We start from the raw sequence: 22,901 nt of genomic DNA, 5'->3' as shown, positions 1-22,901 counted from the left end.
TATTTCTGATCATTTACTTACTTTGATTGGTATCAGACCAGTTGCAGCAACTGCGATAAGGTGTGAATTTCGACATCCGGCAGCCCTTTCAAACGGGCTTCCTGATGCAACTGACGTTGCTGATCATTGAGCCAGCACGCCTGAAAGCCACTGCGGCGTGCACCTTCAACGTCACTCACCAGATGATCGCCCACATGCAGAATGTCCTGAGGCGCGACGCCCAATAAGGCCTGGGCCTGGGCAAATAAGTCCGGTTCGGGCTTGGACAACCCATCCCGGCCAGCCACCAGCACTCTCGAAAAATACTGCCCCAACCCGATTTTATCGGCATCTACATTGCCGTTGGTAATCGCCAGCAAGGGCACACGACGGGCCAGTTCAGCCATCACTTCATGAGTTTGGGCCGGCACATCCACCTGATTGCGCACCGTCAGCACCCGTTCCAGCCCTTCTTCAGTCGCTTCTGCGGCCAGATCAGGCGTGTATCCCAGCGCCATCAGTCCGGTTCGGAGCATGACCCGGCGCCATTCCGTCACATCGTGACGCAGCATGGGATTCTCCCGGGCCAGACGATATTTAAGCTGCTGCCAGTCCCCGGGAGACATGGTCTTTGAAGCCGGATGAGACTGCGCCAGCCAGTCATGCATGGCCCGTTCCGTCCGCTGAATCACCGGATGGTTGTCGTACAAGGTGTCATCCAGATCAAAGGTCATGGCTTTAGGGGTACGAAAACTGCGGTAAAACTGCATGGTGCCAGCTCCTTCTGTTCGGCTTACTTACGTTTTTTAGCCCGCGGATGGGCCTGATCATAGACCTTCGCCAGATGCTGAAAGTCGAGATGGGTATAGATCTGTGTGGTACTGAGATTCGCATGCCCCAGCAGTTCCTGCACTGCGCGCAGATCACCGCTGGATTCGAGCATATGCGTCGCAAAACTGTGTCGCAGTTTGTGCGGATTGATATGGCTGGAAACCGCCTGTTTCTGACCCCACTCTGCCATCCGTTTCTGCACATTACGATTGGAGATCCGTTGGCCCAGTTTGGAAACAAACAGGGCCGGTTCACCGGGTGCAGCCAGATTCCCCCGAAGCTTCAGCCAGATGCCAACCCATTCCCGGGCCAGTCCGGCAAAAGGGACGATGCGCTCTTTATCGCCTTTACCAATCACCCGCAGATCGCCTTTACTCAGACTGATGTCTTTCACATTCAGCCCGACCAGCTCAGACAAACGCAGGCCCGCACCATACATCAGCTCCATCATGGCCCGGTCGCGCACCGACAGGGGATCGTTTTCATCCACACTGAGCAGTTGGTCCATTTCGTCTACATCCAGATTTTTCGGCAGCGGACGCGACTTGCGCGGTGCCGATACGCCCCGGGCCGGGTTCGCAGTCAGTTCCCCCTGATGAACCAGATAATCCAGAAAACTGCGCAGTGCAGATAATCGCATCGACAGGCTGCTGGCCTTCAGGCCATCACGCATCCCTTTACTGGCGAGCTGGCGCACCCAGCCCGCATCCAGAGTCTGCCAGTCGCTGACGCCCAGCTCCAGCAGTTGCTCCGCAATGGTTGTGAGCTGGCGTTTATAATTTTGCTGCGTATGCAGGCTCAGTTCCCGCTCACTGCGCAGATATTCATAAAAACGATCCAGAGATTTAGTCAGGCTGGCTGGCAGACTCACTCTATGACCTCCCGGCTGTATTCCCAGTGACGAATCAACCGCGCCAGTACACTGGCCAGTTGCTCAACAAACAGGGTGTCCATCTCCGGCTGAAAATGACCGCCATCCCGGCTGGCAAAACTCAGAATACCATCCGGCCGTTCCGGGTCGCCCAACGGCAGCACCACAAAGGAACCCAGTTGCGGCGGCTGGTGGAACAGCAGCTCGCTCTCCACTTTTCGCAGTCGCCCCAGATAGACATGCTGAGCATTCAGACGGGCCCGGCGAAAGCCTTCAAAAGCCTGACGGCTCAGATAAAGGTCATTATCCAGACTATCGAACAGGCGCACGCTGATGCTCAGTTCCAGCTCCGTGGCCAGCGTGGTCAGCACACTGAGTGCCTGATAGATATTATGGGTCTGAAATAACTGCTGTTGCGCCCTTGCGAAGGTGTGAAACAGGGCACTGTTCGACGCGGCGACCGACATCATGGTATCAATCTGCTTTTCCAGTGTGGTGACCTTATCGCGCAGTCGTGCCATTTGCCGTTCCACCAGCGACACAGTGCCGCGCTCGGCATGGGGCAGACGCAACTGCTCAAGCAGTTCAGGCTGATGCAAGAAGAAATCCGGATGTTGTGCTAAAAAGGCCACGACCGACTCAGGGTTGAGTGGTGCGGCCTCTTCATCATCAACCGGGCGTTTGTCCAGTTGGGTCATTTCAGTCATAACGATCGTTTACTTGATTGGGTAAAGTACAGCGGGGTTATCCCCCGCTGACCATTGGCTTGTCTATACATCGGCACTGACGGGTTCACAGCGTAATCTGACCATCATAGACATGCGCGACCGGTCCGGTCATATACAGCGGTTTCCCTTCTCCGGCCCAGCGGATATGCAAATCGCCGCCCGGCAGGCTGACTTTCACCTGGCTGTCCAGCAGTCCCTGACGCTGGCCAATGGCCACAGCCGCACAGGCACCACTGCCACAGGCCTGGGTTTCCCCGGCGCCGCGCTCATACACCCGAAGCCGGACAGCATCACGCGACAGCACTTGCATAAAGCCGACATTGACCCGCTCAGGAAAGCGCTCGTGACTCTCCAGCAACGGGCCCAGTGTCTCGACGTCCGCCGTCTCGACATCGTCGACCACAGTGACGCAGTGCGGGTTCCCCATGCTGGCAGTGCCACACATCACGGTGTGATTGTCTGCACGCAGAATATAGGTTTTCTCTTCCTGCTTGGCCGTGAACGGAATTTTCTCCGGCGCAAACGCAGGCTCCCCCATATTCACGGTCACCTGATTGTCATTTTCCAGCTGTAGGATCATCTTGCCCGCTTTGGTGCTGACGGCAATCCGATACTTGTTGGTCAGGCCTTTCATGGACACAAACCGGGCAAAGCAACGGGCACCGTTGCCGCACTGAGACACTTCACTGCCGTCGGCATTGAAGATCCGGTAGTGAAAGTCCGTTTCGGGATCATAAGGCGGTTCGACAACCAACAGTTGATCAAACCCCACCCCGCGATGCCGATCTGCCAGACGCCGGATGGCGTCCGGGGAAAAGAAGATGTTCTGGGTTACACAGTCGACGACCATAAAGTCGTTTCCCAAACCATGCATCTTAGAAAATTGAAACTGCATCGGCGTACTCTCGTGTCGGGTTAAGGCAGCAAGTGCTCAGATTGCCATAGTTGACTCAGCGTCTCACGCTCACGCACCACATGCGCCTGATCGCCATCCACCATGATTTCTGCCACACGCGGACGGGTGTTGTAGTTCGAAGACATCACAAATCCGTAAGCGCCCGCGGAACGCACCGCGACCAGATCGCCCTGCTCCAGTTTCAGCAGACGCTCTTTACCCAGGTAATCCCCGGTTTCGCAAATCGGACCGACAAAGTCATATTCTTTCGGTTCCCCTTCCCGTGGCACCACAGGCACAATCGCCTGCCACGCCTGATACAGGGTCGGACGGATCAGGTCATTCATGGCCGCATCCAGAATGGCAAAATTCTTATGTTCCGTATGTTTCAGATATTCCACACGGCTGACCAGCACCCCGGCATTGGCCGCAATGGCACGGCCCGGTTCGAAAATCAGTTCCAGGTCGCGGTGATTTTCCAGCCGATCCAGCAACGCTTTGGCATAATCCGACGGCAATGGCGGCTGCTCGTCGTTGTAGGTCACACCCAGGCCACCGCCGACATCCAGATGGCGAATCACAATACCTTCCGCTTTGAGGGTATCAATCAGGGCCAGCAGACGATCCGTGGCATCAATGAAAGGCGCGAGCTCCGTCAGCTGCGAGCCGATGTGGCAGTCAATGCCGACCACATTCAGGTTGGGCAGGCTGTGTGCCAGGCGGTATACCTCCGGCGCGCGTTCAAAATCAATGCCGAATTTGTTATCGCGCAGACCGGTAGAAATGTAAGGGTGGGTTTTGGCATCCACATCCGGGTTGATCCGAAGCGACACAGTTGCCACTTTGCCCATTTCGCCTGCGACCTGATTCAGGCGTTCCAGCTCTGGCTCAGATTCCACATTGAAACATTTGATGTTCAGCGACAGCGCACGACGCATTTCAGAAGCTGTTTTGCCAACGCCGGAAAACACGACTTTCGCCGCATCGCCGCCCGCAGCCATCACACGTTCCAGTTCACCGACCGAGACAATATCAAATCCGGAACCCAAACGGGCCAGCACGTTCAGCACGCCCAGATTCGAGTTGGCTTTTACGGCATAGCAAATCAGGTGCGGGTGATCCGCCACAGCACTGTCAAACGCACGCCAGTGGCGCTCCAGCGTGGCGCGGGAATACACATAAAGCGGGGTTCCGAATCGCTCGGCCAGATCGGCCAGTGCCATGTCTTCTGCGTATAACTGGCCGTCTTGCTGATAATTAAAATAGTCCAATGTCGTCTCTTCCCTGTTGTGGCAGCGATTATTCGGTTTGTTCGTTATTCTGCTGATCCGCGGGCATGTACAGCGGGCCGCTCTGGCCGCAGCCAGTCAGCGTCAGTATGGTCAGGATAATTGTTGCGATGAAACCTTTACGCATTTTGAAAGCCAGTGATAATGATTGCAATGCCCTCTATAATCGCACCCACACTCGGAAAAGCAATAGGACGAACAGGATGAACGATACTGAATTTCATAAACTGGCCGATCAGGTACTGATGCACATCGAAGAAGGCATCGACCAGTCTGGTGCCGATATTGAATATGAAACGACAGGCAATGTGTTGACGCTGGAGTTTGAAAACCGCAGCCAGATCGTCATCAACCGCCAGGAGCCGCTGCACGAAATCTGGGTGGCTTCAAAATCAGGTGGTTATCACTTTAAGTATCAGGAAGGGATCTGGCACTGCACCCGGAGTGGTGAAGAGCTGATTTCTCTGATCAAACGTGAGTGCTCCCTGCACGCTGAAGAGAAAGTCGACTGGTAAAGACTGGCGGCGCGTCCAGTCAGAGACGCGCCGGTTTGAGGCTGCGGGACTGCCTCAGGATAAACTCAGATGGCCGCCGTTACCGGAGCCGGATTCAGACATCGAGCTGTCGTTGTCTGCCGCCATCCGCCGTTCGGCCTGATAGCCACTCTTGTAAGGCAGCACCTGACATTCGCCTTCCACGCTGTACACAATATGGTAAAACTGCGGCAGGTTGAAGTTGATAAAGTTCGAGCTGTAGCTGAATCTGTCCTGTGCCGACGTATAAAAGCGGTTCACGCCATGGACCATTTCGTCCATATTGCCGCTGCACTGACGGTAGACTTCAATCCGGTTGGTTTCATCGAGAATATAGATATTGAATCCATCGTTCTCGCAGTCTTCAAAGAAAAACTGAATTAACCCTTCGCTGGCATAAGCATCGACAATCGACGGCGGATGCGGCTCATCGGTTTTGCCCACCACCACGCTGGCACTGCCCAGCAGTTTATTACTGGAAATACAGCGATAGAAGTCGACAGAGTTTTCCAGCTTCTGTACCGAGACACCGCGACGCTCAAAGAACAGGCCATGAGTCTGGCTGCCGATACGAATGGCTTTGAAGCGACGTTGCTTCTCCTGCAGCTCGACCGGCATCAGGCGCATTTCGATACATTCGGCCACCAGCTGATATACCAGGTTCCGGATCATCCCGCGCATATGTTTGCTGTAACAGAACACGTCCACAGACTCCGGCGGAATGGCATCCTGATGCATCTTGCTGAGAATCGTCTTCAGGGCATCCATCATGGCATTCTCGCCCTTGAAGTTCAGCGTCCGCACTTCGTTCCACGAGTTCCGGTACACCAGATCCACACTGCCCACCAGGCAAGCCTGCTCCGGACCGAAACTGAAAATATCGGTATTTTTAAAGTCGAACTTCACCGCACGGCTCTTCAACTCTTCCGTCGGATCCTGCTCAAGGTTGATGAAAATTCCCAGCTGGCGGATTTCACACGGGCTGGATAACGCATCCAGACTCGGCTTCGGACGGCGAATCGAAAAGGTATTGCGAATATCACTGACCAGCTGATACAGCTTGTCGATATCCATCGACGAATCCCGGACCACCGCATGCAGGTTGGTGGTTTCGGTCAGCAGGCCGTTGAAATACGCCCAGGCCACTAATTTGCTGAGATAGCGGTTATGTTCCAGCGACGGCTGGCCGAGAATCGCAAACGGATCCAGCGGCTGCTTATACAGATACCAGCCTGCGGTATTGGTCCGGCCGGCCGGCACCTGAATCAACGTCAGATCAGACTCATGCAAGTCCGGCGAAATCTGCGGGTTCAGCAAAGTCACTTTGCCCGGCAGGACCTCAAAAGCGGCATAGAGTTTCCGGGCCAGAATACTGATGTCTTCCGGACTGATAGACGAGGTAATATCGTTACGGCGGGCAAACAGGATCAGATTCCGGTAACTGAGCATCAGGGCATCAAGCAGCTCATTGTGCGCCCGTTTCACCTGCTCGACTTTCCAGTTCCGGCGATTATCCAGTTCTGCAATAACTTCCGGCGACCACTGCCACTCTGCTGTCAGTTCAGTCAGCACTTCCCGACGCCATACCACGGAACCCACGCCGGGTTCACGGGTCAGTTTCTCATGAGTTTTGAGATAAAAGCAGCGACGCACCAGATCCAGACGACGATGGTCATGAATCCGCTCCAGATAGCGGGTCACCTTCTCCAGCATCAGGTAGTAGGCATCCATCGCATAATGGGTCGACTGTTCCGAGAAGAAGCGGCGTTTGCCGTCCACACTCAACAGCTGCGTATGCGGGTACTCACAGGAATAGGCCTCAAGCAGGATCGCTTTCAGAACCGATTTGTAAGGTGAATCGATGCTTTTATACAGATGCCACAAGCTGGAGCCGAAATACTCTTCCGCCGGAATGCGGCACAGGCCGCCGAAATCAATCCACTCATCCCGGTTGATATAGCCATCTTCCGCCAGATAAGCCACGTATTCGTCGTAGCATTCTTCCATTTCCGGCGGCACCAGATACCACAGGAAACGTTGCCCGGCGAGATGCACCGCCGAACGGTAAAATTCGTCTAACAGCAACAGATGCTGACTGGAGCCGCAGTTATCGCCGCTCAGAGCCTCTGAGCGATTGTGGCGGAAGCGGTTGTCATCGATCAGAAAAAAGTTGGCTTCGACACCATAGGACATGGCCCAGGCCGAAACGGCCTTACACTTGTTGAGCAGCGCTTCACGCTCTTCAAGCGGCATCCGGGTGCGGATACAAACCCAGATATCCAGATCACTGGTCAGGCTCTGACCCAGCGACGAGGTACTGCCCATGGCATACAGGCCCAGGATATCACCGACAGTCTTTTCGTCATCACCCGCCAGTGCGGTGCGATCAAGATTAAAGTATTCACAGGCCAGAGACATCTGGCGATCGGAAGGGAGATAAGCAGAAATGCCTTGAGGTACCTCGGCATTCTGGTAGCCAGGTAAATCCGGATGATTCACATGCAATAGCACAGGCAACAGGCTGAACACCTGTTCGGACTGTGCATTCATGGCAAGCCGGGCACGCTCGACCCGACGCTGGTTATGTTTATCCAGCCTGCCAATTAACGAATTAATATAATTTTGCAAATTACTCTTCCAAGAGCTACCAGCATCCAGCGCGGCCCGAATCTTGTCATTCTTCGAGCAATCGGCGCGCCATTCGTGAGCAAAAACGTGATCAATCTAACAGTTTTAAGGCTATCCGTAAAGTCTGTATGGTTTATGCAAACTGCGCAGGCGGCACTGGATGGACAAGTCCGTTCAATATGACCTCAAAATAGTACAATGAGAAAAAATCGCCAGCACCCCAGACTTTGGAAGCCAGATCACACACATTAATGTGATCTAGATCGCGATTGTGATGTCACAGAACAGGACAAAAGCGCTTCACCGCACTAGGCACAACATCGACATTACCTTCCCTGTGCCGGAGTGGTACGATTAGTGGAAATAAACCATATTTAAAGCAATTAGATGGACTCCTATTTATGACTGAGAAGCCTATCCGGATCGCCACCCGTAAAAGCCCGCTCGCACTGTGGCAGGCCGAGTATGTTAAAGCGGCACTGGAATCAGCGCACCCGGGAATCGTGGTGGAACTGGTTCCTATGGTCACCAAAGGTGACATCATTCTGGACACCCCACTGGCTAAAGTGGGCGGCAAAGGCTTGTTCGTCAAAGAACTGGAGCAGGCCATGCTGGAAAACCGGGCTGATATCGCGGTGCATTCCATGAAAGATGTGCCCGTCGAGTTCCCGGAAGGTTTAGGCCTGGTCACCATCTGTGAGCGTGAAGATCCACGGGACGCTTTTGTCTCCAACCACTATGCCCATGTCGATGAATTACCCCAGGGTGCAATCGTCGGCACCTCCAGCCTGCGCCGTCAGTGCCAATTGCTGGCCCGCCGCCCGGATTTACAGATCAAAACACTGCGCGGCAACGTTGCCACCCGTCTGCGTAAGCTCGATGACGGCGAGTATGACGCTATCGTTCTGGCCTGCGCGGGTCTGAAACGTCTGAAAATGGACGATCGCATTCGCTGCGCGCTCGAACCTGAAGTCAGTCTGCCTGCCGTCGGCCAGGGTGCCGTGGGCATCGAATGCCGTCTGGACGATACCCGCATTCGTGCCCTGCTGGATGTCCTCAGCGATGAGACCACCACCACCCGCGTTCTGTGTGAACGAGCAATGAACAATCGTCTGGAAGGTGGCTGTCAGGTGCCGATTGGCAGCTATGCAGAACTGGAAGGCGATCAGGTCTGGTTGCGTGCTCTGGTTGGCGAACCGGATGGCACCCAGATTGTTGCCGGTGAAATTCGCGGCCCGATTGCCGATGCCGAAGCGCTGGGCACGCAGCTGGCAGAAGAACTGCTGGCCCGCGGCGCCCGTGACATTCTGACCCGACTGTACGACGAAGCCGAATGACGGTTCTGATCACCCGGCCAGCCCCTAAAGGTGATGCGCTGGCGTCCGCACTGGCCGAACAGGGCATTGCATCGCTGGTGCAACCCCTGCTGACCATCGCACCGGGCAGCGGCCTGCCGCAACTGGGTGATCAACTTGCTGCGTTGCAAGAAGGAGACTGTGTGATTGCTGTCAGCACTCATGCGGTAAAAATGGCGCATACTTATCTGACAGAACAACACATTCCTTGGCCAACAGGCGTGCATTATCTTGCCGTGGGCCAGCAGACGGCCGACGTCTTTGCCCAAGCCTGCGGCCAGTCAGTGTCAGCACCACAGCGGGAAGACAGCGAAGGTTTGCTAGCCCTGCCAGAACTGGCACAGCCTGCACAGCACAACGTGTTGATTCTGCGCGGCAACGGCGGCCGTGAACTGATTTTCGAGACGCTGGTCGAACGACAGGCCAGCGTCTCCTATTGTGAAACCTATGCACGACACTGGCTGGCACTCAAGGGTGACACACTGTACCCCGAATGGCAGCAACAAGGCGTCGACACACTGGTTGTCACCAGCGGCCAGCAACTGGCGTATCTGGTCCGGCTCATGCCGGTTCAGGCCCGTGACTGGCTCTATGGTTGTCGGTTGCTGGTGCCCAGTGAGCGTATTGAAACAGAAGCCAGGGACATCGGCTTTCGCCACGTAACCATGGTAGGCAGTGCCAGTAATGCTGCATTGCTTACTGCCCTAAGTACAACAGGCATAACGGGATAAACGGATGACTGAGAAGAAGACCAATAACGATCACCCTAAGGCAGGCAACCAGTCTGATGCCGCTGAGAAGGCAAAGGACACGCCGAAAACTGCCGACAACCAGCCGAAATCAACTGGCCGTACTGCCCAAGAGCCGGCCAAGCAGACGCCTGCCAAATCTGGCGGCAGCAAAACCGGCATCGTCGCGATTGCACTGGTGATTCTGCTGGGCGCGGGATTGTACTATCACGGCCACCAGCAAAATCAGGCGCAACAGGCCCAGCTCGCCACCCTGCAACAGCAACTGAGCGACATGAAAACGGCGCTGGCCCAAAGCGAAGCGTCCGTCAAAACCAGCGTGACAGAACAACTGGCCACCACGTCGACCGCGCTGGAACAGCAGGCTAACGATGTGGATGCCCTGCAAACGGCGTTGTCTGAACTCAAAGGCCGTCGTCCGAACGACTGGCTGCTGGCGGAAGCGGACTATCTGACCCGCATGGCCGAACGCAAACTCTCGCTGGAACATGATCTGACCAGTGCCACCCTGCTGCTGCAATCCGCGGACAGCCGTATCGCCCAGCTCGGAGACCCGAGCCTGACCGATCTGCGCAGCGCCCTGAGCAATGACATTACAATGCTGAAGTCGATTGCCCGGATTGATCGTGACGGTCTGGCTTTGCGTCTGACCAGCCTGCAGGCTCAGGTGGATGCCCTGCCACTGGCCAATGCCATCGTGCCGGAATCACTTGATGAACCGCAACAGGCGCAAGTCAGCGAGTCGATTTCCGACTGGAAATCCAACCTGATGACCTCGCTCAAACAGTTCAGCGGCCATTTCGTCACCTATCGCAAGCGCGACGGCAATGTGATTCCACTGCTCTCGCCGGATCAGAACTTCTACCTGCAGGAAAACATCAAGTCGAAGCTGGAAACTGCCATTCGTGCCGTCTTCCGTGAACAGGGCGAGCTTTACACCCAATCTCTCGCCAAGGCGAAAGACTGGGCCGGCCAGTTCTACAAAACGGACGATCCGAAAACCCAGAACTTCATTAAGACCTTAGATGAACTTGGACAGCAGCAAATTGAAGTCAGCTATCCAAAATCGCTGGAATCGCCGTCCATGCTGTCGGAACTCATCAACCAGCGCGTGCGCCAGCAAGTGGCACCCATCAAGGGTGAGGAGGATCCGGCATGATTAAACTTTTGTTGCTGGTCGCAGCCCTGATTGCTGGGATCATCGTGGGTCCGATGCTGGCCGGAAATCAGGGATACGTACTGATTTCCGCTGCGAATCAGACCCTGGAAATGAGCCTGACGACCCTGCTGCTGCTGGTTGTGGTCCTGTTCGGGCTGTTTTTCTTGCTGGAAAATCTGATCAAGTGGCTGCTGTCGCTGAGCAGTGTCACCCGTGGCTTTTTCTCCGGCCGGAAAACCCGCAAAGCCCGCCAGCTGACCTCCAACGGTCTGGTTAAAGTGCTGGAAGGCGACTGGAAACAGGCAGAAAAGCTTGTCGTTAAATCGGCGACTCACAGTGAAACACCGCTGCTGAACTATCTGGCTGCCGCAGAAGCAGCGCAGGGACAAGGCCAGTTCCACCAGCGGGATGAATATCTGCGTCTGGCTGCTGAGCTGGACAGCGAAAGCCTGGCCGTCGCCCTCACCCGCGCCCGTCTTCAGTGCCGCCATCACCAATATGAAGAAGCGGTGGCGACGCTGCAAGATGTCAAAGGCGCCCATCCGCGTAACCCGCTGCTGCTGGAACTGCTGAAACAATGCTATGTCGCGCTGGAAGACTGGCCAGCACTGCTGGGTCTGCTGCCCGCGCTGAAAAAATATGGCAGCCTGACCGAAGAACAGACGGATGCCCTGACTGTGAAAGCCGAATGCGGCCTGATGGCTCAGATCAGCCAGCACAGTGGCAGCGACGGTCTGATGGGCCACTGGAACAGCCTGAATCGCAAGGCTAAGCAAAACCCGGTGCTGGTCACCTGTTTCGTCCATGAAATGTGTGCCCGGAATGCCGACAGTGAAGCCTACACCGTACTGCGCGAAGCGCTGCGTAAGAAAATTGACCCGGATCTGGTACGACTGATGCCCACGCTGAAGCTGACCGACAACCATCCGGCCATCGTGACTCTGACAGATTTACTGCGTTACGACAGCAGCAACGCGACGACACACAGTGCGCTGGGGCAGCTCTACCTGCGGGACGGGAAATATAAAGAAGCCCGGACTCATCTGGAAAAAGCAATTGAGCTGCACCCGTCGGTGGCAGACTACAGCTATCTGGTCGAGGTGCTGGAGAAGCTGAACGATAAGGCCGCCGCAAACCGCCTCTCCCGGGAAGGCCTGGCGCTGGCATTACCGCCGAAAATCTAAGCTTTCAGAAACATCTGTTACCAAATGTAAAAAGCACCATTATTGGTGCTTTTTTATTCTATTTAACAAAGCATTAACGAGATTTAATTCGCTTTTGTTTCCATCTGTTAATAGCCATTTCAGCTTATATATTTCCTATTGATGGAAGTATTTAAAAAATATTCAATGTGGCCTCTTTTAGCTCGAATAGATGGAAGTAAGGCTATGCTCCCTTGGTTAATTGTTTCTGGCATTGTTGTTGCGGTAATCACTTGCCTGCTGACTGCTGTGCTGATCAAAGAATCCTGAGAATCATTTGATCCCCTGTAAAAAAGCCTCCATACGGAGGCTTTCTTGTTTTCAGGCAGACTGAACGAATGTCAGGCACTGGCCTGATAGATCAGCTTGTCGAACCGCTGATGTGCCTTGTCAGCTTTCTTCTGATATTTCGCCGCCTTTTTCTGGTACTTGCCGGACTTCTTCTGATACTTCTCGATTTTCTTCTCGTATTGACGCTTTTTCTTCGAGAGCTTTCTCAGTTTCTTATCCAGCTTGCGAACTTTGACAGACATGCTCAGCCATCCGGAGGACAGACGCACCGCGCCGCTCTCCAGGCTTTCACCCACCTCAGGCACTGCCGGAGATGCAAGATTTGATGGTACCGTGACGCCCGGCAACCCCATCGGCTTACACAAAGCCCCTTTGGTATTGGAAACGCGAGCACAACTGCGGCACAGGAAGCGGGGCTGGCTGACCAGCGCTCCGATCGCAGCCGCTTTGTCACTGATCTCTGCACGGCGGTATTTACATAATGATTTTGACATCACTCCCTCTCCCTCAAGGCAGCCGATTGCTCGACAGGCGACCTTATTTCATCGCCGCTTTGACATACACATCAAACCGGTTTTTCTTGGTTTCAATAACCGTGGACGGTTGCTGGCCATCCAGCCAGGGCGCGTAGTCCGGCCGTTTCACCACCACACGTTTGGTCGCCAGTGCCAGCGCTGGCGTCAAGAGTAGATCAGCATCGGTATCCGCACCAACCAGACTCTGAAAAACCCGCATTTCTTTTTTGACCAGCGCCGACTTCTTTTTGTGTGGAAACATCGGGTCCAGATAGACCACGTCTGGCGCGAGATAATCCGGATCATCCGCCAGCTGTGTCAACGCATCCTGACTGGTGGCATGCAACAGCGTCATCCGCTCACTGACCCAATGGCCAATCTCGGCATCGGTCTTTGCACGGCGTAATCCGTCTTCCAGCAACGCAGCAACCACAGGATGCCGCTCCACCATTTGCACGCTACACCCCAGTGAGGCCAGCACAAAAGCATCACGGCCCAAACCGGCTGTTGCATCCAGCACCCGGGGCATGGCGCCGCTTTTCAAACCGACAGCTTTCGCAATCGCCTGCCCGCGTCCACCGCCAAACTTACGGCGATGGGACGCAGCGCCCCCGGCCAGATCGACATACACCGCCCCTAACTTCGGCTCATCTCGTTTGAGCAGCGCCAGCCGTTCGTGTGTTAGTTGCAGCGCAAACAGAGCGTCCGGATCGGGTACCAGCCCCCAGCGTGCAGCCAGTGCATCCAGTTCAGGCTGACGTTCGGGTTGATCGCAAATGAAGGTGATTCGCACAGCTTTCTCCGCAAGAGGACTTCCGCCCGGCCACTGCCGGACAGAGAAGATTCAAACACAGCGGCGGATTATAGCAATCGGCATCATGAAATGGATGACTTTTTGAGAAGCGCACTCAGCCCGCCGATCACCGAAAGGGGCGATACCCGCTTACCAGATGTCAGCAGTCGTCTGATTCAGATGCGCCACCAATGCGGGTAAAGGCATCGGTTTGCCAAACCGGTAACCCTGCGCATAATCAACCCCTAACTGCTCCAACCGGCTGAGAATGGCATCGTTTTCAACAAACTCGGCGACCGTTTGTTTCCCCATCTTCTTCGCCAGATCATTGATAGCCGTCACCATCGCCATATCAACCTCATCATCGGCGATATCACGCACAAACATGCCGTCAATTTTAATCAGATCGACCGGTAATCGCTTCAGATAACCAAACGATGACAATCCGGCACCGAAATCATCCAGCGAAATCATGCATCCGAGGGATTTTAACTGGGTGAACAGCTCAATGGCTTCACTCATATTTCCGATGGCCGCCGTTTCAGTAATTTCCAGACACAGCTTACTGGCCGGGATACTGGAGCGACCAATCCGGGTGAGCAGGAAATCTACAAAGTCGGGATTGCCCATCGACTGACCGGAAAGATTGACCGAGCAAAGCTGAAGCGGAGCAACGGCTTCGGGATGCACTTCAAGCCAGTCGAGCACCGCATTGACCACGTAGCGGTCAATCAGGTGTGCCAGATTATAACGCTCTGCCGCAGGCATAAAGAGCCCCGGTGGGATCATCGCACCGTCACTGCTGCGCATGCGCAGCAGTACTTCATAGTGATGGCCCTTCGCCCGGGAAGCCAGCGGGGCAATCGTCTGGGCATACAGCTCGAATCGCTGCTCATCCAGTGCCCGGCGGATATGACTGACATAAGCCATTTCCCGCTCCCGCCGTTGCAGTTCTTCATCATCCGGACGGTAGAGATGCAGCCGGTTCCGGCCTTCATCTTTGGCGGCATAACAGGCCGTATCCGCCTGAGCATGGACCTGCTGGGGCGAACCTGCCGTATCATCAATCAACCGGATCCCAATGGAAGCACTGAGACTGAAGCGCGTGTTTTGCCAGTAGAATTCGCTTTCTTCCAGCAAGTGCAGAATTTCGGCCCCCAGACGCAAGGCACCTTCCACTTCGCAGTGATTCAGAATAATGGCAAATTCATCTCCGCCTAAGCGGGCCAGCGTTGCTTTGTGCGGCATGATCCCCCGCAGTAACCAGGCCACCTGCTTCAGTGCCTCGTCTCCGGCTTCATGCCCGGCGGTATCGTTGATGACTTTGAACTGATCCAGATCCAGATACAACATTGCATGGCGGGCACTTTTCTCCCGCGCTTCATTGAGCGAAGTATCCAGCTGGCGTTCAAAATAGCTGCGGTTAAACAGATTGGTCAGATAATCATGATTCGCCTGATATTCCAGCTTAGCTTCCAGTTCCCGGGTACTGGTGATGTCTTCCCCCACCAGCAACAACTGATGCTGGGATAACGACGAACGAATGGTTTCCCGGATCCAGACAGCCTTGCCACTGGCGCAGGTATAACGCAGCTGACGCCGCCAGACGCTTTGCTCTTCTTTGCCCTGATGGGTCGAAATGAAATGCTGCGGAATTTCCACATCGTCCAGATAGAAGTCTGTCACTTTATGGCCCAGCATTTCACGTTTGCTGTAGCCCAGAAGCTCTGTGGCAAACTGATTGACTGACTGGATCCGGCCATGCTGGTTAATTGCCAGTAATATCACGGGCTGCTGTTCGTACAGCAATCGGTAGCTGATTTCCCGTTCCCGGAGTTTTTCTTCCATATGATGACGGGCCGTCACATCCCGGGCTTCCAGCAGCAGCTGGCATTCTTCCCCTTCGGTCTGTGGCAGGGGTTTAATCGAGATATCCAGAATCCGGACACCGTCTTCACTGCTGTTGATCCCGGTTTCGAACCGGACCAGTTGTGTATGACTGGCGGAAAGGAAAGACTGTCTGAGCTGCTGCGTACTGGCTCGCTCCCAGCATCCCCACTCCCAAAACGGGCAATCATATTTAATCACCGAGCGGCCCAGCAGATCCTGCATCGCCAGGTTGGCCGATTTCAGTTGCCCGCCCTGATTCAGAATGGCAATAAACTGAAAGCTCTGATCAAACACGCCTTCAAATAGGGTCCGGCTTTGCGTCAGTTTGCGTTCACTGCGTCGCAACCGGCGAATGATCACGATCAGCAGCATGATAACGACCAGCATTGCTGCCAGCACCATGCTGATCAGCCGCACATGCCCAGAATACCGTTCAAGCCAGCTCACCGGCTGATTCACCAGGAGCACCTGCGACTGATCCACCTGAACTTTCCAGCGCTTGAGCGCCGGATAATTGAACATCACCTGACGCGGGCTGGTCAGAAATGCGGGAAACTCCGATACGGCACCGTTCAGCACCTGTTTGAGTAACTGTCCCAGCATCAGCCCCTGATCATAGCCCCGGCTCACCACGCCCCCCAGCGCACCGCTGTCGAGCAGAAAACGATAAGAGGCATACACCGGCGCATTGGCACGGTTGCTCAGGTGTTTCATCACTTCACGGCTGGATAAATACGTGCCGTTCCCATCCATAAAATAGCTCAGAAAAACAATGGCTGACTTCGGTGGTAACTGACTGACACTGTCGAACAACTCCGTAAAAGTCTGCGGACTCAGTAAAGTGTACGGCAGCTCCGGGTGCTGACTGAGATAATCCTGCGTATCCTGCCAGATTTCCCGGCCCGTGGTGGTATGGTCTGAAATGAAGTAGAAATGCTGAACATCCGGTTGTATGGTCTGAACCAGATTAATATTTGCTGAGACGTCATTGGCTTCGAAAATGCCGCCCACCCGCGACAGATTTGAATGCTTCTCGGGTCGGTATTGGTTCACCCCGGACATCAGTACCGGTGTCTCTCCAATATAGGCGGCCAGTTGATTCACCAGCCAGAGCGCATTGTCATCGGTTACGACAATGGCATCGAAGTTTTCATTCCCCAGTTTGGCTTTATAGAGATCCACCAGTTGGTGCAGATACCAGGGCGACTGGTAACGCTTGCTGTCCATGTAGTCTATCTGCAGATGGATCTGACTGGCACGCACGGCATCACTCAGGCCTGCCTGCTGGGCATCCGTCCAGCGCATGCCCTGATGATAGGAATGAATCACCAGCACATTCGCCTCGGCCAGCGCCAGCCTGGGCATTAGAAGTACCAGCAGCAAGAGTACTAAACGCATGAAGTGACAGTGATATCCTTGATTCTGTGGTCCGGTGATTCGCTCATCCTAAACCGTGCGTCAGACGCCAAGCCAGTATAAGATGCAGGAGTTGCGAACTACCACGGAAAGAAGCCATGACCCCGCTCCCCCGACTGGATGATTTAGACCGGGATATCTTAAATGCCCTGATGCATGATGCCCGGATCCCCTATGCCGAAATGGCAAAGCGCTTCAATGTCAGCCCGGCCACAGTGCATGTCCGTGTTGAAAAAATGCGCGCTGCAAACATCATTACTGGAACTGAGGTGATTATCAACCCTAAGCTGCTGGGTTATGACGTCTGTTGCTTTATTGGCATTAATTTAAATGCCGCGCGGGACTATCACTCGGCGCTGGCCAAACTGAACGAACTGGATGAAGTGGTTGAAGCGTATTACACCACAGGGGCGTATAACATATTCGTCAAACTCATGTGTCGGTCTATCGAAGAACTGCAGTATGTACTGATCGACAAGCTACAGGCCATTGATGAAGTACAGTCCACCGAGACCCTGATTTCGCTGCAGAACCCCATCAACCGCAACGTGAAACCCTGAATGACAGCCCATAAAAAAAGCGAGCCCACGCTCGCTTTTTTTATGGGCTGTCCGATGCTTATTTTTGCTCGGACAATGTCGCCTGACGCTCTGCCGCTTCTTCTGCCAGCCACTCGGCAACAGATTTCGCAAAATACGTCAGGATGCCGTCGGCACCGGCGCGCTTAAAGCACAACAGGGATTCCATGACGGTTTCTTTCTCTTTCAGCCAACCGTTCTGAATCGCAGCCATGTGCATCGCATATTCTCCGGAGACCTGATACGCAAACGTCGGCACCTGCAGCTCGGTTTTCACCCGGCGGACCACGTCCAGATAAGGCATGCCAGGCTTCACCATCACCATGTCTGCACCTTCCTGAATATCCATTGCGACTTCGTGCAGCGCTTCATCGCTGTTGGCCGGATCCATCTGATAAGTTTTCTTGTCACCGCCTTTGAGGTTTCCGGCAGAGCCGACTGCATCGCGGAACGGACCATAATAATTCGACGCATACTTGGCTGAATACGCCATGATTTGCGTGTGAATGTAACCCGCTTCTTCCAGTGCGGTACGAATCGCACCAATCCGGCCGTCCATCATATCGGAGGGGGCCACGATATCCGCCCCGGCTTCCGCATGGGACAGCGCCTGTTTCACCAGCACTTCGGTAGTTTCATCATTCAGAACATAACCATGCTCATCAATAATGCCGTCCTGACCGTGCGTGGTGAACGGGTCCAATGCGATATCGGTGATCACACCCATCTGAGGCACATGCTCTTTCAGCAGGCGCACCGCGCGCTGCACAATGCCTTCAGGATTATAGGCTTCCGCTGCACACACACTTTTGAAGTCCTGCGTGACCACTGGGAACAATGCAATCGCCGGAACACCCAGCTTCGACAGGTACTCCGCTTCCAGCAGCATCAGATCAATCGACAGGCGTTCCACGCCAGGCATCGACTCGACCGGCTCACGACGGTTCTTGCCCAGCAGAATAAACATCGGATAAATCAGGTCGTTCACTGACACCAGATGCTCAGCTGTCAGACGGCGGGAAAAGTCTTGCTTGCGCGCACGACGCATACGACGGGCCGGAAATGCCCCCTGAATAGATACAGACACTGCTCACTCCTTGTTGGTTGTGCGGGATCCGAAGATTAACGCCGCAATCAGTCACAGTTGCGGCTCATCTTACCACCGAACAGCAGTTTACGCTGGTTCGATCTGAAAAAATGCCCGGGTTGCAGAGAAAACCGCCGCCGACAGTGCGTCGACAGGCTGCTGACGGCAAGCGGCCACAGCGCTAACGATATGCGGCAGATAAGCCGGCTCGTTGCGGCTGGACTTTGGCTTGGGCCGCAGATCCCGGGGCAGCAGATACGGGCAATCCGTTTCCAGCATCAGGCGCTGATCCGGGATCAGATGCACGATGTCCCGCAACTCGGTGCCCCGGCGTTCGTCACACACCCAGCCGGTAATACCGATGTGCAGATCCAACGCCAGACAGTCTCTCAGCTCCTGTTCGGTGCCGGTAAAACAGTGCAGTACGGCTGCAGGCAGTTTGTCGCGCCAGGGTTTGAGAATCGCCATGAATCGATCATGCGCTTCCCGGCAATGCATGAACACCGGTTTTTGCAGTTCGGCTGCCAGCGCCAGTTGCGCTTCAAACACGGCTTCCTGCTGCGGACGCGGTGAAAAGTCCCGGTTAAAATCGAGGCCGCATTCCCCGATCGCGACAACGGCAGGATCGGCCGCCAGATCACGAATCTGCGGCAGCGTCAGGTCAGTCACCGATTTGGCATCGTGCGGATGCACGCCAGCGGTACTGTAACAATAACCCGGCCACTGATGGGCCATTGCCAGCGCCTCACGGCTTTCCTGTTCGCTGGTGCCGGTCAGAATCAGCGCCTGTACACCTGCCGCGCGGGCCCGGTCAATCACGGCGTCCCGATCTTTATCAAACCGGCTGTTGGTCAGGTTTACCCCAATATCGATCATTGACTTCATTCCCCCGAATGTTTCGCCATTGTACACAGCACGGCTCCTTGGATAAAAACCAATACATTATCTGCGCATATAAAAACAGCCGCACTGGGCGGCTGTTGGTCGGTTCAAACCGGTTTAATCGTCGTGCTGTTCGCCTGTCTCCCCCCGGATATAGAAACGGGTAAAGAACAAACCGACTTCAAACAACAAACACATGGGCACAGCCAGCAAGGTCTGCGAAATAATATCCGGCGGCGTCAGTAACATCCCGGCCACAAAGGCGGCCACGATAATATAAGGCCGTTTCCGGCGCAGGCTTTGCGGATCGGTCGCACCGGTCCAGCACAGCAGAATAATCGCGACCGGGATTTCAAAAGCAATCCCGAAGGCCAGAAACAGCGCCAGCACAAAATCGAGATAACTGGCGATGTCCGTCGCAACCTGAACGCCTTCCGGGGCTATGTTCGTAAAGAAGCCGAAAACCAGCGGAAACACCACGAAATAGGCAAATGCCACACCGCAGTAAAACAGCAACGAACTGGAAAACAGCAGCGGCATGACCAAACGACGTTCATGCTTGTACAAACCCGGAGCAACAAAGGCCCAGATTTGATACAGGATCAACGGCACCGCCAAAAACACCGAAGTGACCAGCGTTAGCTTAATGGGTGTAAAAAAGGGCGACGCCACATCTGTGGCTATCATGCTGGTGCCTTCAGGCATCCGCTCCACCAGTGGTGCAGCCAGCAGACTGTAAATGTCGTTGGCAAACCACACCAGACAGAGAAACACCACCAGCACACTCAATACAGAACGAAGCAGTCGGTTTCGCAGTTCCAGCAAATGACTGAATAAAGGCTGGGTATCTTCCACACTCGACATGAAGCGTTATTTATCCTGTTGTTGCGATGAGGAGGCCGGCTTAGATTCCGTTGCCGCATCCTTCAAAGGAGAGTCCGCTTGCTGCGATTCGATATCCGCCGCATGTTCAGGCTCAATGGCAGGCTCAGATTTCGCGTAAGGCCGCTGTACCGAGGCCGCTGCTTCCCTGAGTTCTTCCACCGATTTTTGTAAATCCGGTGCCAGATCCTGCATCCCCGCCTGCTCGGCCTTTTTCAGATCCTGATGCAGCTCGTGAATTTTCAGCTCCTGAGACAGTTCAGTCTTTACCGCCGTCGCCATATTTCGGGCCGCATTGACCCAGCGAGACAACGAACGGATGGCCACGGGCAAGCGTTCTGGCCCAAGGACAATCAAGCCGACAACCCCGATCAGAATCAGTTCCCAGAACCCGATATCAAACACGTGTTAAACCTGCTCTTTATCTTTTGGGCCTTTCTGCGGTTCAGCCGCGTCTTTCTTATCAGCCAGTGACTTCTGTTCGAAGTCGGCATCGGCCTGATTTTTCTTCTCGTCGTCGTCATTCAGTGCTTTTTTGAAGCCTTTCACGGCAGAGCCCAAATCACCGCCCATAGAGCGCAGCTTCTTGGTTCCGAACAACAACACAATGATCAGAGCAACAATTAGCAGTTGCCAGATACTGATTCCACCCATGTTTACCTATCCTTTTATTCCTGAGAAAGCCATGTTGCCTAAGGCAGCATCGCCGTTATTTCGTATAAGCCCGCCAGCCCATCAACCAGAATAAAGCGCCAGCTGAAGCCGATAAGGCCGGATAAAGATCAACCTGACTACCCAAAAGTATGGCAGAACATATGATCAGGGTCGCGCCGACACCAAAACAAAACTTTGCCTGGCCCTGCTGGCGGCGGCTGGACATGTAATTGTCGTACAGCTTATCAATCCGCTGATTCATTACCTTGCCCTGGCGCAAACTGTCATAAAGAAGTTCAGGCAGTTCAGGTAATTTTTCAGCCCAGAACGGCGCTTTCTCCCGGACGGCACCGATGATGGCCTGCGGCCCCACCTGACGTGACATCCAGTCCTCTAAAAACGGCTTGGCCGTATCCCAGAGATCCAGTTGCGGGTAAAGCTGACGTCCCAAACCTTCCACATAGAGCAGGGTTTTCTGCAACAGCACCAGCTGCGGCTGGACTTCCATGTTGAAACGACGAGCGGTATTGAACAGATTCAGCAGCACATGGCCAAACGAAATATCTGCCAGTGGCTTTTCGAAGATCGGTTCACACACGGTGCGGATGGCAAATTCAAACTCATCCACATTGGTATCGTGCGGTACCCAGCCCGAGTCCACATGCAGTTCGGCGACCTTGCGGTAATCGCGATGGAAAAATGCCAGCAGGTTTTCAGCCAGATAGCGTTTATCTTCCCGGTTCAGCGTCCCGACAATGCCAAAATCCAGTGCAATCCACTGCGGATCTGCCGGATTTTTGTGCGACACAAAAATGTTTCCCGGATGCATGTCGGCATGGAAAAAGCTGTCGCGGAAGACCTGGGTAAAAAAGACATTCACCGCTTTTTCCGACAGCAACTTCATGTCCGTGCCGTTGGCTTTTAAGGCCTCAACATCAGAAACCTGGATACCATAAATGCGTTCCATGACAAGAAGATTACTGTGCGAATAATCCGTAAACACTTCAGGCACATAAAGCGAGTCGCTGCCATCGAAGTTGCGTCGAAGCTGAATCGCATTGGCCGCTTCACGCATCAGATCCAGCTCATCGAGCAGGGTCTTTTCGTATTCGCGGATCACTTCGACCGGACGCAGGCGACGGGCCTCAGGCACAAAACGAGCCACCAGACGGGCCATGCGGTACATGAGTTTAATGTCGGCCTGAATCACCGGCAGAATATCCGGACGAATGACTTTAATAACGACTTCACGGCCATTGGCTTTCAGGGTCGCCGTGTGAACCTGCGCAATGGAGGCTGAAGCAAGCGGTGTCTGATCGAAATCGCTGAACCACTGTTCCAGCGGCCCCCCAAGGGATTTCTCAATTTGCTGACGTGCTAAGGCACCATCAAACGGAGCCACGCGATCTTGCAACAGTGCCAGTTGATCTGCGATATGTGGCGGGAACAGATCACGCCGGGTCGACATCATCTGGCCAAATTTGATCCACACCGGACCCAGAGACTGAAGCGCCAGACGCAGCCGCTCACCCAGACATTTATCCGGATGCTGATTCTGCACCCAGAACAGGCTTTTACGCATGAGTTTGGGCAGCCGGGTACGCGGGTCATCCGGCAGTAAATCATCCAGTCCGTACCGCAGCTGCACGGCAGTGATCTGATACAGGCGCTTAATTTCGGAAAAACGACTCATG

The 22,901-nt window shown here is 54.4% G+C and carries 22 protein-coding genes; 6 read left to right on the top strand and 16 right to left on the bottom strand.

Going from position 1 to position 22,901, the window contains the following annotated elements:
• Positions 1–32 precede the first annotated feature (32 nt).
• From yigB to Q4579_RS18800, 6 genes are all read right to left on the bottom strand, one after another.
• Positions 33–749 (bottom strand): 5-amino-6-(5-phospho-D-ribitylamino)uracil phosphatase YigB, encoded by a 717-nt coding sequence (yigB, locus tag Q4579_RS18825; protein ID WP_303566267.1) that lies wholly within the window; start codon positions 747–749, stop codon positions 33–35.
• A 23-nt stretch (positions 750–772) separates the two neighbouring features.
• Entirely contained in the window at positions 773–1,681 is a 909-nt protein-coding gene (gene xerC, locus Q4579_RS18820) for a tyrosine recombinase XerC (protein ID WP_303566266.1), read from the bottom strand.
• Entirely contained in the window at positions 1,678–2,388 is a 711-nt protein-coding gene (locus tag Q4579_RS18815; protein WP_303566264.1) for a DUF484 family protein, read from the bottom strand. Before Q4579_RS18815 ends, xerC begins: the two co-directional genes overlap by 4 nt.
• A gap of 85 nt (positions 2,389–2,473) precedes the next feature.
• Positions 2,474–3,304 (bottom strand): diaminopimelate epimerase, encoded by an 831-nt coding sequence (gene dapF, locus Q4579_RS18810; RefSeq protein WP_303566263.1) that lies wholly within the window; start codon positions 3,302–3,304, stop codon positions 2,474–2,476.
• 20 nt (positions 3,305–3,324) lie between these two features.
• A complete protein-coding gene (gene lysA / locus Q4579_RS18805) occupies positions 3,325–4,575 on the bottom strand; it encodes a diaminopimelate decarboxylase (RefSeq protein ID WP_303566262.1) in 1,251 nt (416 codons plus the stop codon).
• Positions 4,576–4,603: 28 nt separating this feature from the next.
• Complete coding sequence (locus tag Q4579_RS18800; protein WP_303566261.1) at positions 4,604–4,720, bottom strand: lipoprotein; 117 nt, start codon at positions 4,718–4,720, stop codon at positions 4,604–4,606.
• Positions 4,721–4,796: 76 nt separating this feature from the next.
• Between Q4579_RS18800 and cyaY the strand changes: the two genes are divergently transcribed.
• Positions 4,797–5,108, top strand: coding sequence for an iron donor protein CyaY (cyaY, locus tag Q4579_RS18795; RefSeq protein ID WP_211646632.1), 312 nt, complete (start codon positions 4,797–4,799; stop codon positions 5,106–5,108).
• 54 nt (positions 5,109–5,162) lie between these two features.
• Here the strand turns inward: cyaY and Q4579_RS18790 are convergent, their stop codons facing one another.
• A complete protein-coding gene (locus tag Q4579_RS18790; protein WP_303566260.1) occupies positions 5,163–7,754 on the bottom strand; it encodes a class I adenylate cyclase in 2,592 nt (863 codons plus the stop codon).
• Between the two features lie 401 nt (positions 7,755–8,155).
• On the opposite strand from Q4579_RS18790, the gene hemC reads away from it, so the two are divergent.
• Genes hemC through Q4579_RS18770 form a run of 4 tightly spaced genes read left to right on the top strand, consistent with a single transcriptional unit; the run spans position 8,156 to position 12,201 of the window.
• On the top strand, positions 8,156–9,091 hold the full coding sequence (hemC, locus tag Q4579_RS18785) for a hydroxymethylbilane synthase (RefSeq protein WP_303566259.1): 936 nt from the start codon (positions 8,156–8,158) through the stop codon (positions 9,089–9,091).
• Positions 9,088–9,840 carry a uroporphyrinogen-III synthase gene (locus Q4579_RS18780; RefSeq protein ID WP_303566258.1) on the top strand — a complete coding sequence of 251 codons (753 nt, stop codon included), beginning with the start codon at positions 9,088–9,090 and terminating at the stop codon, positions 9,838–9,840. The genes hemC and Q4579_RS18780 overlap by 4 nt, the downstream gene beginning before the upstream one ends.
• Before the next feature lie 4 nt (positions 9,841–9,844).
• Positions 9,845–11,017 (top strand): uroporphyrinogen-III C-methyltransferase, encoded by a 1,173-nt coding sequence (locus Q4579_RS18775; protein ID WP_303566257.1) that lies wholly within the window; start codon positions 9,845–9,847, stop codon positions 11,015–11,017.
• Positions 11,014–12,201 (top strand): heme biosynthesis HemY N-terminal domain-containing protein, encoded by a 1,188-nt coding sequence (locus tag Q4579_RS18770; protein ID WP_303566256.1) that lies wholly within the window; start codon positions 11,014–11,016, stop codon positions 12,199–12,201. The genes Q4579_RS18775 and Q4579_RS18770 overlap by 4 nt, the downstream gene beginning before the upstream one ends.
• 359 nt (positions 12,202–12,560) lie before the next feature.
• Here Q4579_RS18770 and Q4579_RS18765 read toward each other — a convergent pair whose 3' ends face one another.
• The 3 genes from Q4579_RS18765 to Q4579_RS18755 form a co-directional block, all read right to left on the bottom strand.
• Complete coding sequence (locus Q4579_RS18765) at positions 12,561–13,004, bottom strand: hypothetical protein (RefSeq protein ID WP_303566254.1); 444 nt, start codon at positions 13,002–13,004, stop codon at positions 12,561–12,563.
• A 43-nt stretch (positions 13,005–13,047) separates the two neighbouring features.
• On the bottom strand, positions 13,048–13,818 hold the full coding sequence (locus Q4579_RS18760) for a class I SAM-dependent methyltransferase (protein WP_303566253.1): 771 nt from the start codon (positions 13,816–13,818) through the stop codon (positions 13,048–13,050).
• 150 nt (positions 13,819–13,968) lie between these two features.
• Positions 13,969–17,106, bottom strand: coding sequence for an ABC transporter substrate binding protein (locus tag Q4579_RS18755; protein ID WP_303566252.1), 3,138 nt, complete (start codon positions 17,104–17,106; stop codon positions 13,969–13,971).
• 116 nt (positions 17,107–17,222) lie between these two features.
• On the opposite strand from Q4579_RS18755, the gene asnC reads away from it, so the two are divergent.
• The gene (gene asnC / locus Q4579_RS18750) at positions 17,223–17,684 is read left to right on the top strand and encodes a transcriptional regulator AsnC (RefSeq protein WP_027251479.1); all 462 of its coding nucleotides are present in this window, start codon (positions 17,223–17,225) and stop codon (positions 17,682–17,684) included.
• Between the two features lie 58 nt (positions 17,685–17,742).
• On the opposite strand, the gene hemB is transcribed toward asnC, so the two are convergent.
• From hemB to ubiB, 6 genes are all read right to left on the bottom strand, one after another.
• Complete coding sequence (gene hemB / locus Q4579_RS18745) at positions 17,743–18,789, bottom strand: porphobilinogen synthase (protein WP_303566251.1); 1,047 nt, start codon at positions 18,787–18,789, stop codon at positions 17,743–17,745.
• 87 nt (positions 18,790–18,876) lie between these two features.
• Positions 18,877–19,665 carry a 3'-5' ssDNA/RNA exonuclease TatD gene (gene tatD / locus Q4579_RS18740; RefSeq protein ID WP_303566282.1) on the bottom strand — a complete coding sequence of 263 codons (789 nt, stop codon included), beginning with the start codon at positions 19,663–19,665 and terminating at the stop codon, positions 18,877–18,879.
• Positions 19,666–19,788: 123 nt separating this feature from the next.
• A complete protein-coding gene (tatC, locus tag Q4579_RS18735) occupies positions 19,789–20,535 on the bottom strand; it encodes a Sec-independent protein translocase subunit TatC (protein WP_303566250.1) in 747 nt (248 codons plus the stop codon).
• 6 nt (positions 20,536–20,541) lie between these two features.
• A complete protein-coding gene (gene tatB, locus Q4579_RS18730; protein WP_303566249.1) occupies positions 20,542–20,958 on the bottom strand; it encodes a Sec-independent protein translocase protein TatB in 417 nt (138 codons plus the stop codon).
• Between the two features lie 3 nt (positions 20,959–20,961).
• Complete coding sequence (gene tatA / locus Q4579_RS18725; RefSeq protein ID WP_211646645.1) at positions 20,962–21,207, bottom strand: Sec-independent protein translocase subunit TatA; 246 nt, start codon at positions 21,205–21,207, stop codon at positions 20,962–20,964.
• A gap of 55 nt (positions 21,208–21,262) precedes the next feature.
• Positions 21,263–22,900 carry a ubiquinone biosynthesis regulatory protein kinase UbiB gene (gene ubiB / locus Q4579_RS18720; RefSeq protein ID WP_303566248.1) on the bottom strand — a complete coding sequence of 546 codons (1,638 nt, stop codon included), beginning with the start codon at positions 22,898–22,900 and terminating at the stop codon, positions 21,263–21,265.
• Position 22,901: the final 1 nt, after the last annotated feature.

The organism is Photobacterium sp. 1_MG-2023 (assembly GCF_030547945.1).
Taxonomy (GTDB): domain Bacteria; phylum Pseudomonadota; class Gammaproteobacteria; order Enterobacterales; family Vibrionaceae; genus Photobacterium.
This window is presented reverse-complemented; position numbering and strand designations above follow the sequence as displayed.

Bases quoted from the DNA above. Each gene is read 5' to 3' on its own strand.
- Q4579_RS18815 (WP_303566264.1), bottom strand. From the start codon at position 2,388: ATGACTGAAATGACCCAACTGGACAAACGCCCGGTTGATGATGAAGAG.
- asnC (WP_027251479.1), top strand. From the start codon at position 17,223: ATGACCCCGCTCCCCCGACTGGATGATTTAGACCGGGATATCTTAAAT.
- tatA (WP_211646645.1), bottom strand. From the start codon at position 21,207: ATGGGTGGAATCAGTATCTGGCAACTGCTAATTGTTGCTCTGATCATT.
- dapF (WP_303566263.1), bottom strand. From the start codon at position 3,304: ATGCAGTTTCAATTTTCTAAGATGCATGGTTTGGGAAACGACTTTATG.
- hemC (WP_303566259.1), top strand. From the start codon at position 8,156: ATGACTGAGAAGCCTATCCGGATCGCCACCCGTAAAAGCCCGCTCGCA.
- yigB (WP_303566267.1), bottom strand. From the start codon at position 749: ATGCAGTTTTACCGCAGTTTTCGTACCCCTAAAGCCATGACCTTTGAT.
- Q4579_RS18770 (WP_303566256.1), top strand. From the start codon at position 11,014: ATGATTAAACTTTTGTTGCTGGTCGCAGCCCTGATTGCTGGGATCATC.
- ubiB (WP_303566248.1), bottom strand. From the start codon at position 22,900: ATGAGTCGTTTTTCCGAAATTAAGCGCCTGTATCAGATCACTGCCGTG.
- Q4579_RS18755 (WP_303566252.1), bottom strand. From the start codon at position 17,106: ATGCGTTTAGTACTCTTGCTGCTGGTACTTCTAATGCCCAGGCTGGCG.
- Q4579_RS18780 (WP_303566258.1), top strand. From the start codon at position 9,088: ATGACGGTTCTGATCACCCGGCCAGCCCCTAAAGGTGATGCGCTGGCG.
- tatC (WP_303566250.1), bottom strand. From the start codon at position 20,535: ATGTCGAGTGTGGAAGATACCCAGCCTTTATTCAGTCATTTGCTGGAA.
- Q4579_RS18765 (WP_303566254.1), bottom strand. From the start codon at position 13,004: ATGTCAAAATCATTATGTAAATACCGCCGTGCAGAGATCAGTGACAAA.
- tatD (WP_303566282.1), bottom strand. From the start codon at position 19,665: ATGATCGATATTGGGGTAAACCTGACCAACAGCCGGTTTGATAAAGAT.
- cyaY (WP_211646632.1), top strand. From the start codon at position 4,797: ATGAACGATACTGAATTTCATAAACTGGCCGATCAGGTACTGATGCAC.
- Q4579_RS18775 (WP_303566257.1), top strand. From the start codon at position 9,845: ATGACTGAGAAGAAGACCAATAACGATCACCCTAAGGCAGGCAACCAG.
- Q4579_RS18800 (WP_303566261.1), bottom strand. From the start codon at position 4,720: ATGCGTAAAGGTTTCATCGCAACAATTATCCTGACCATACTGACGCTG.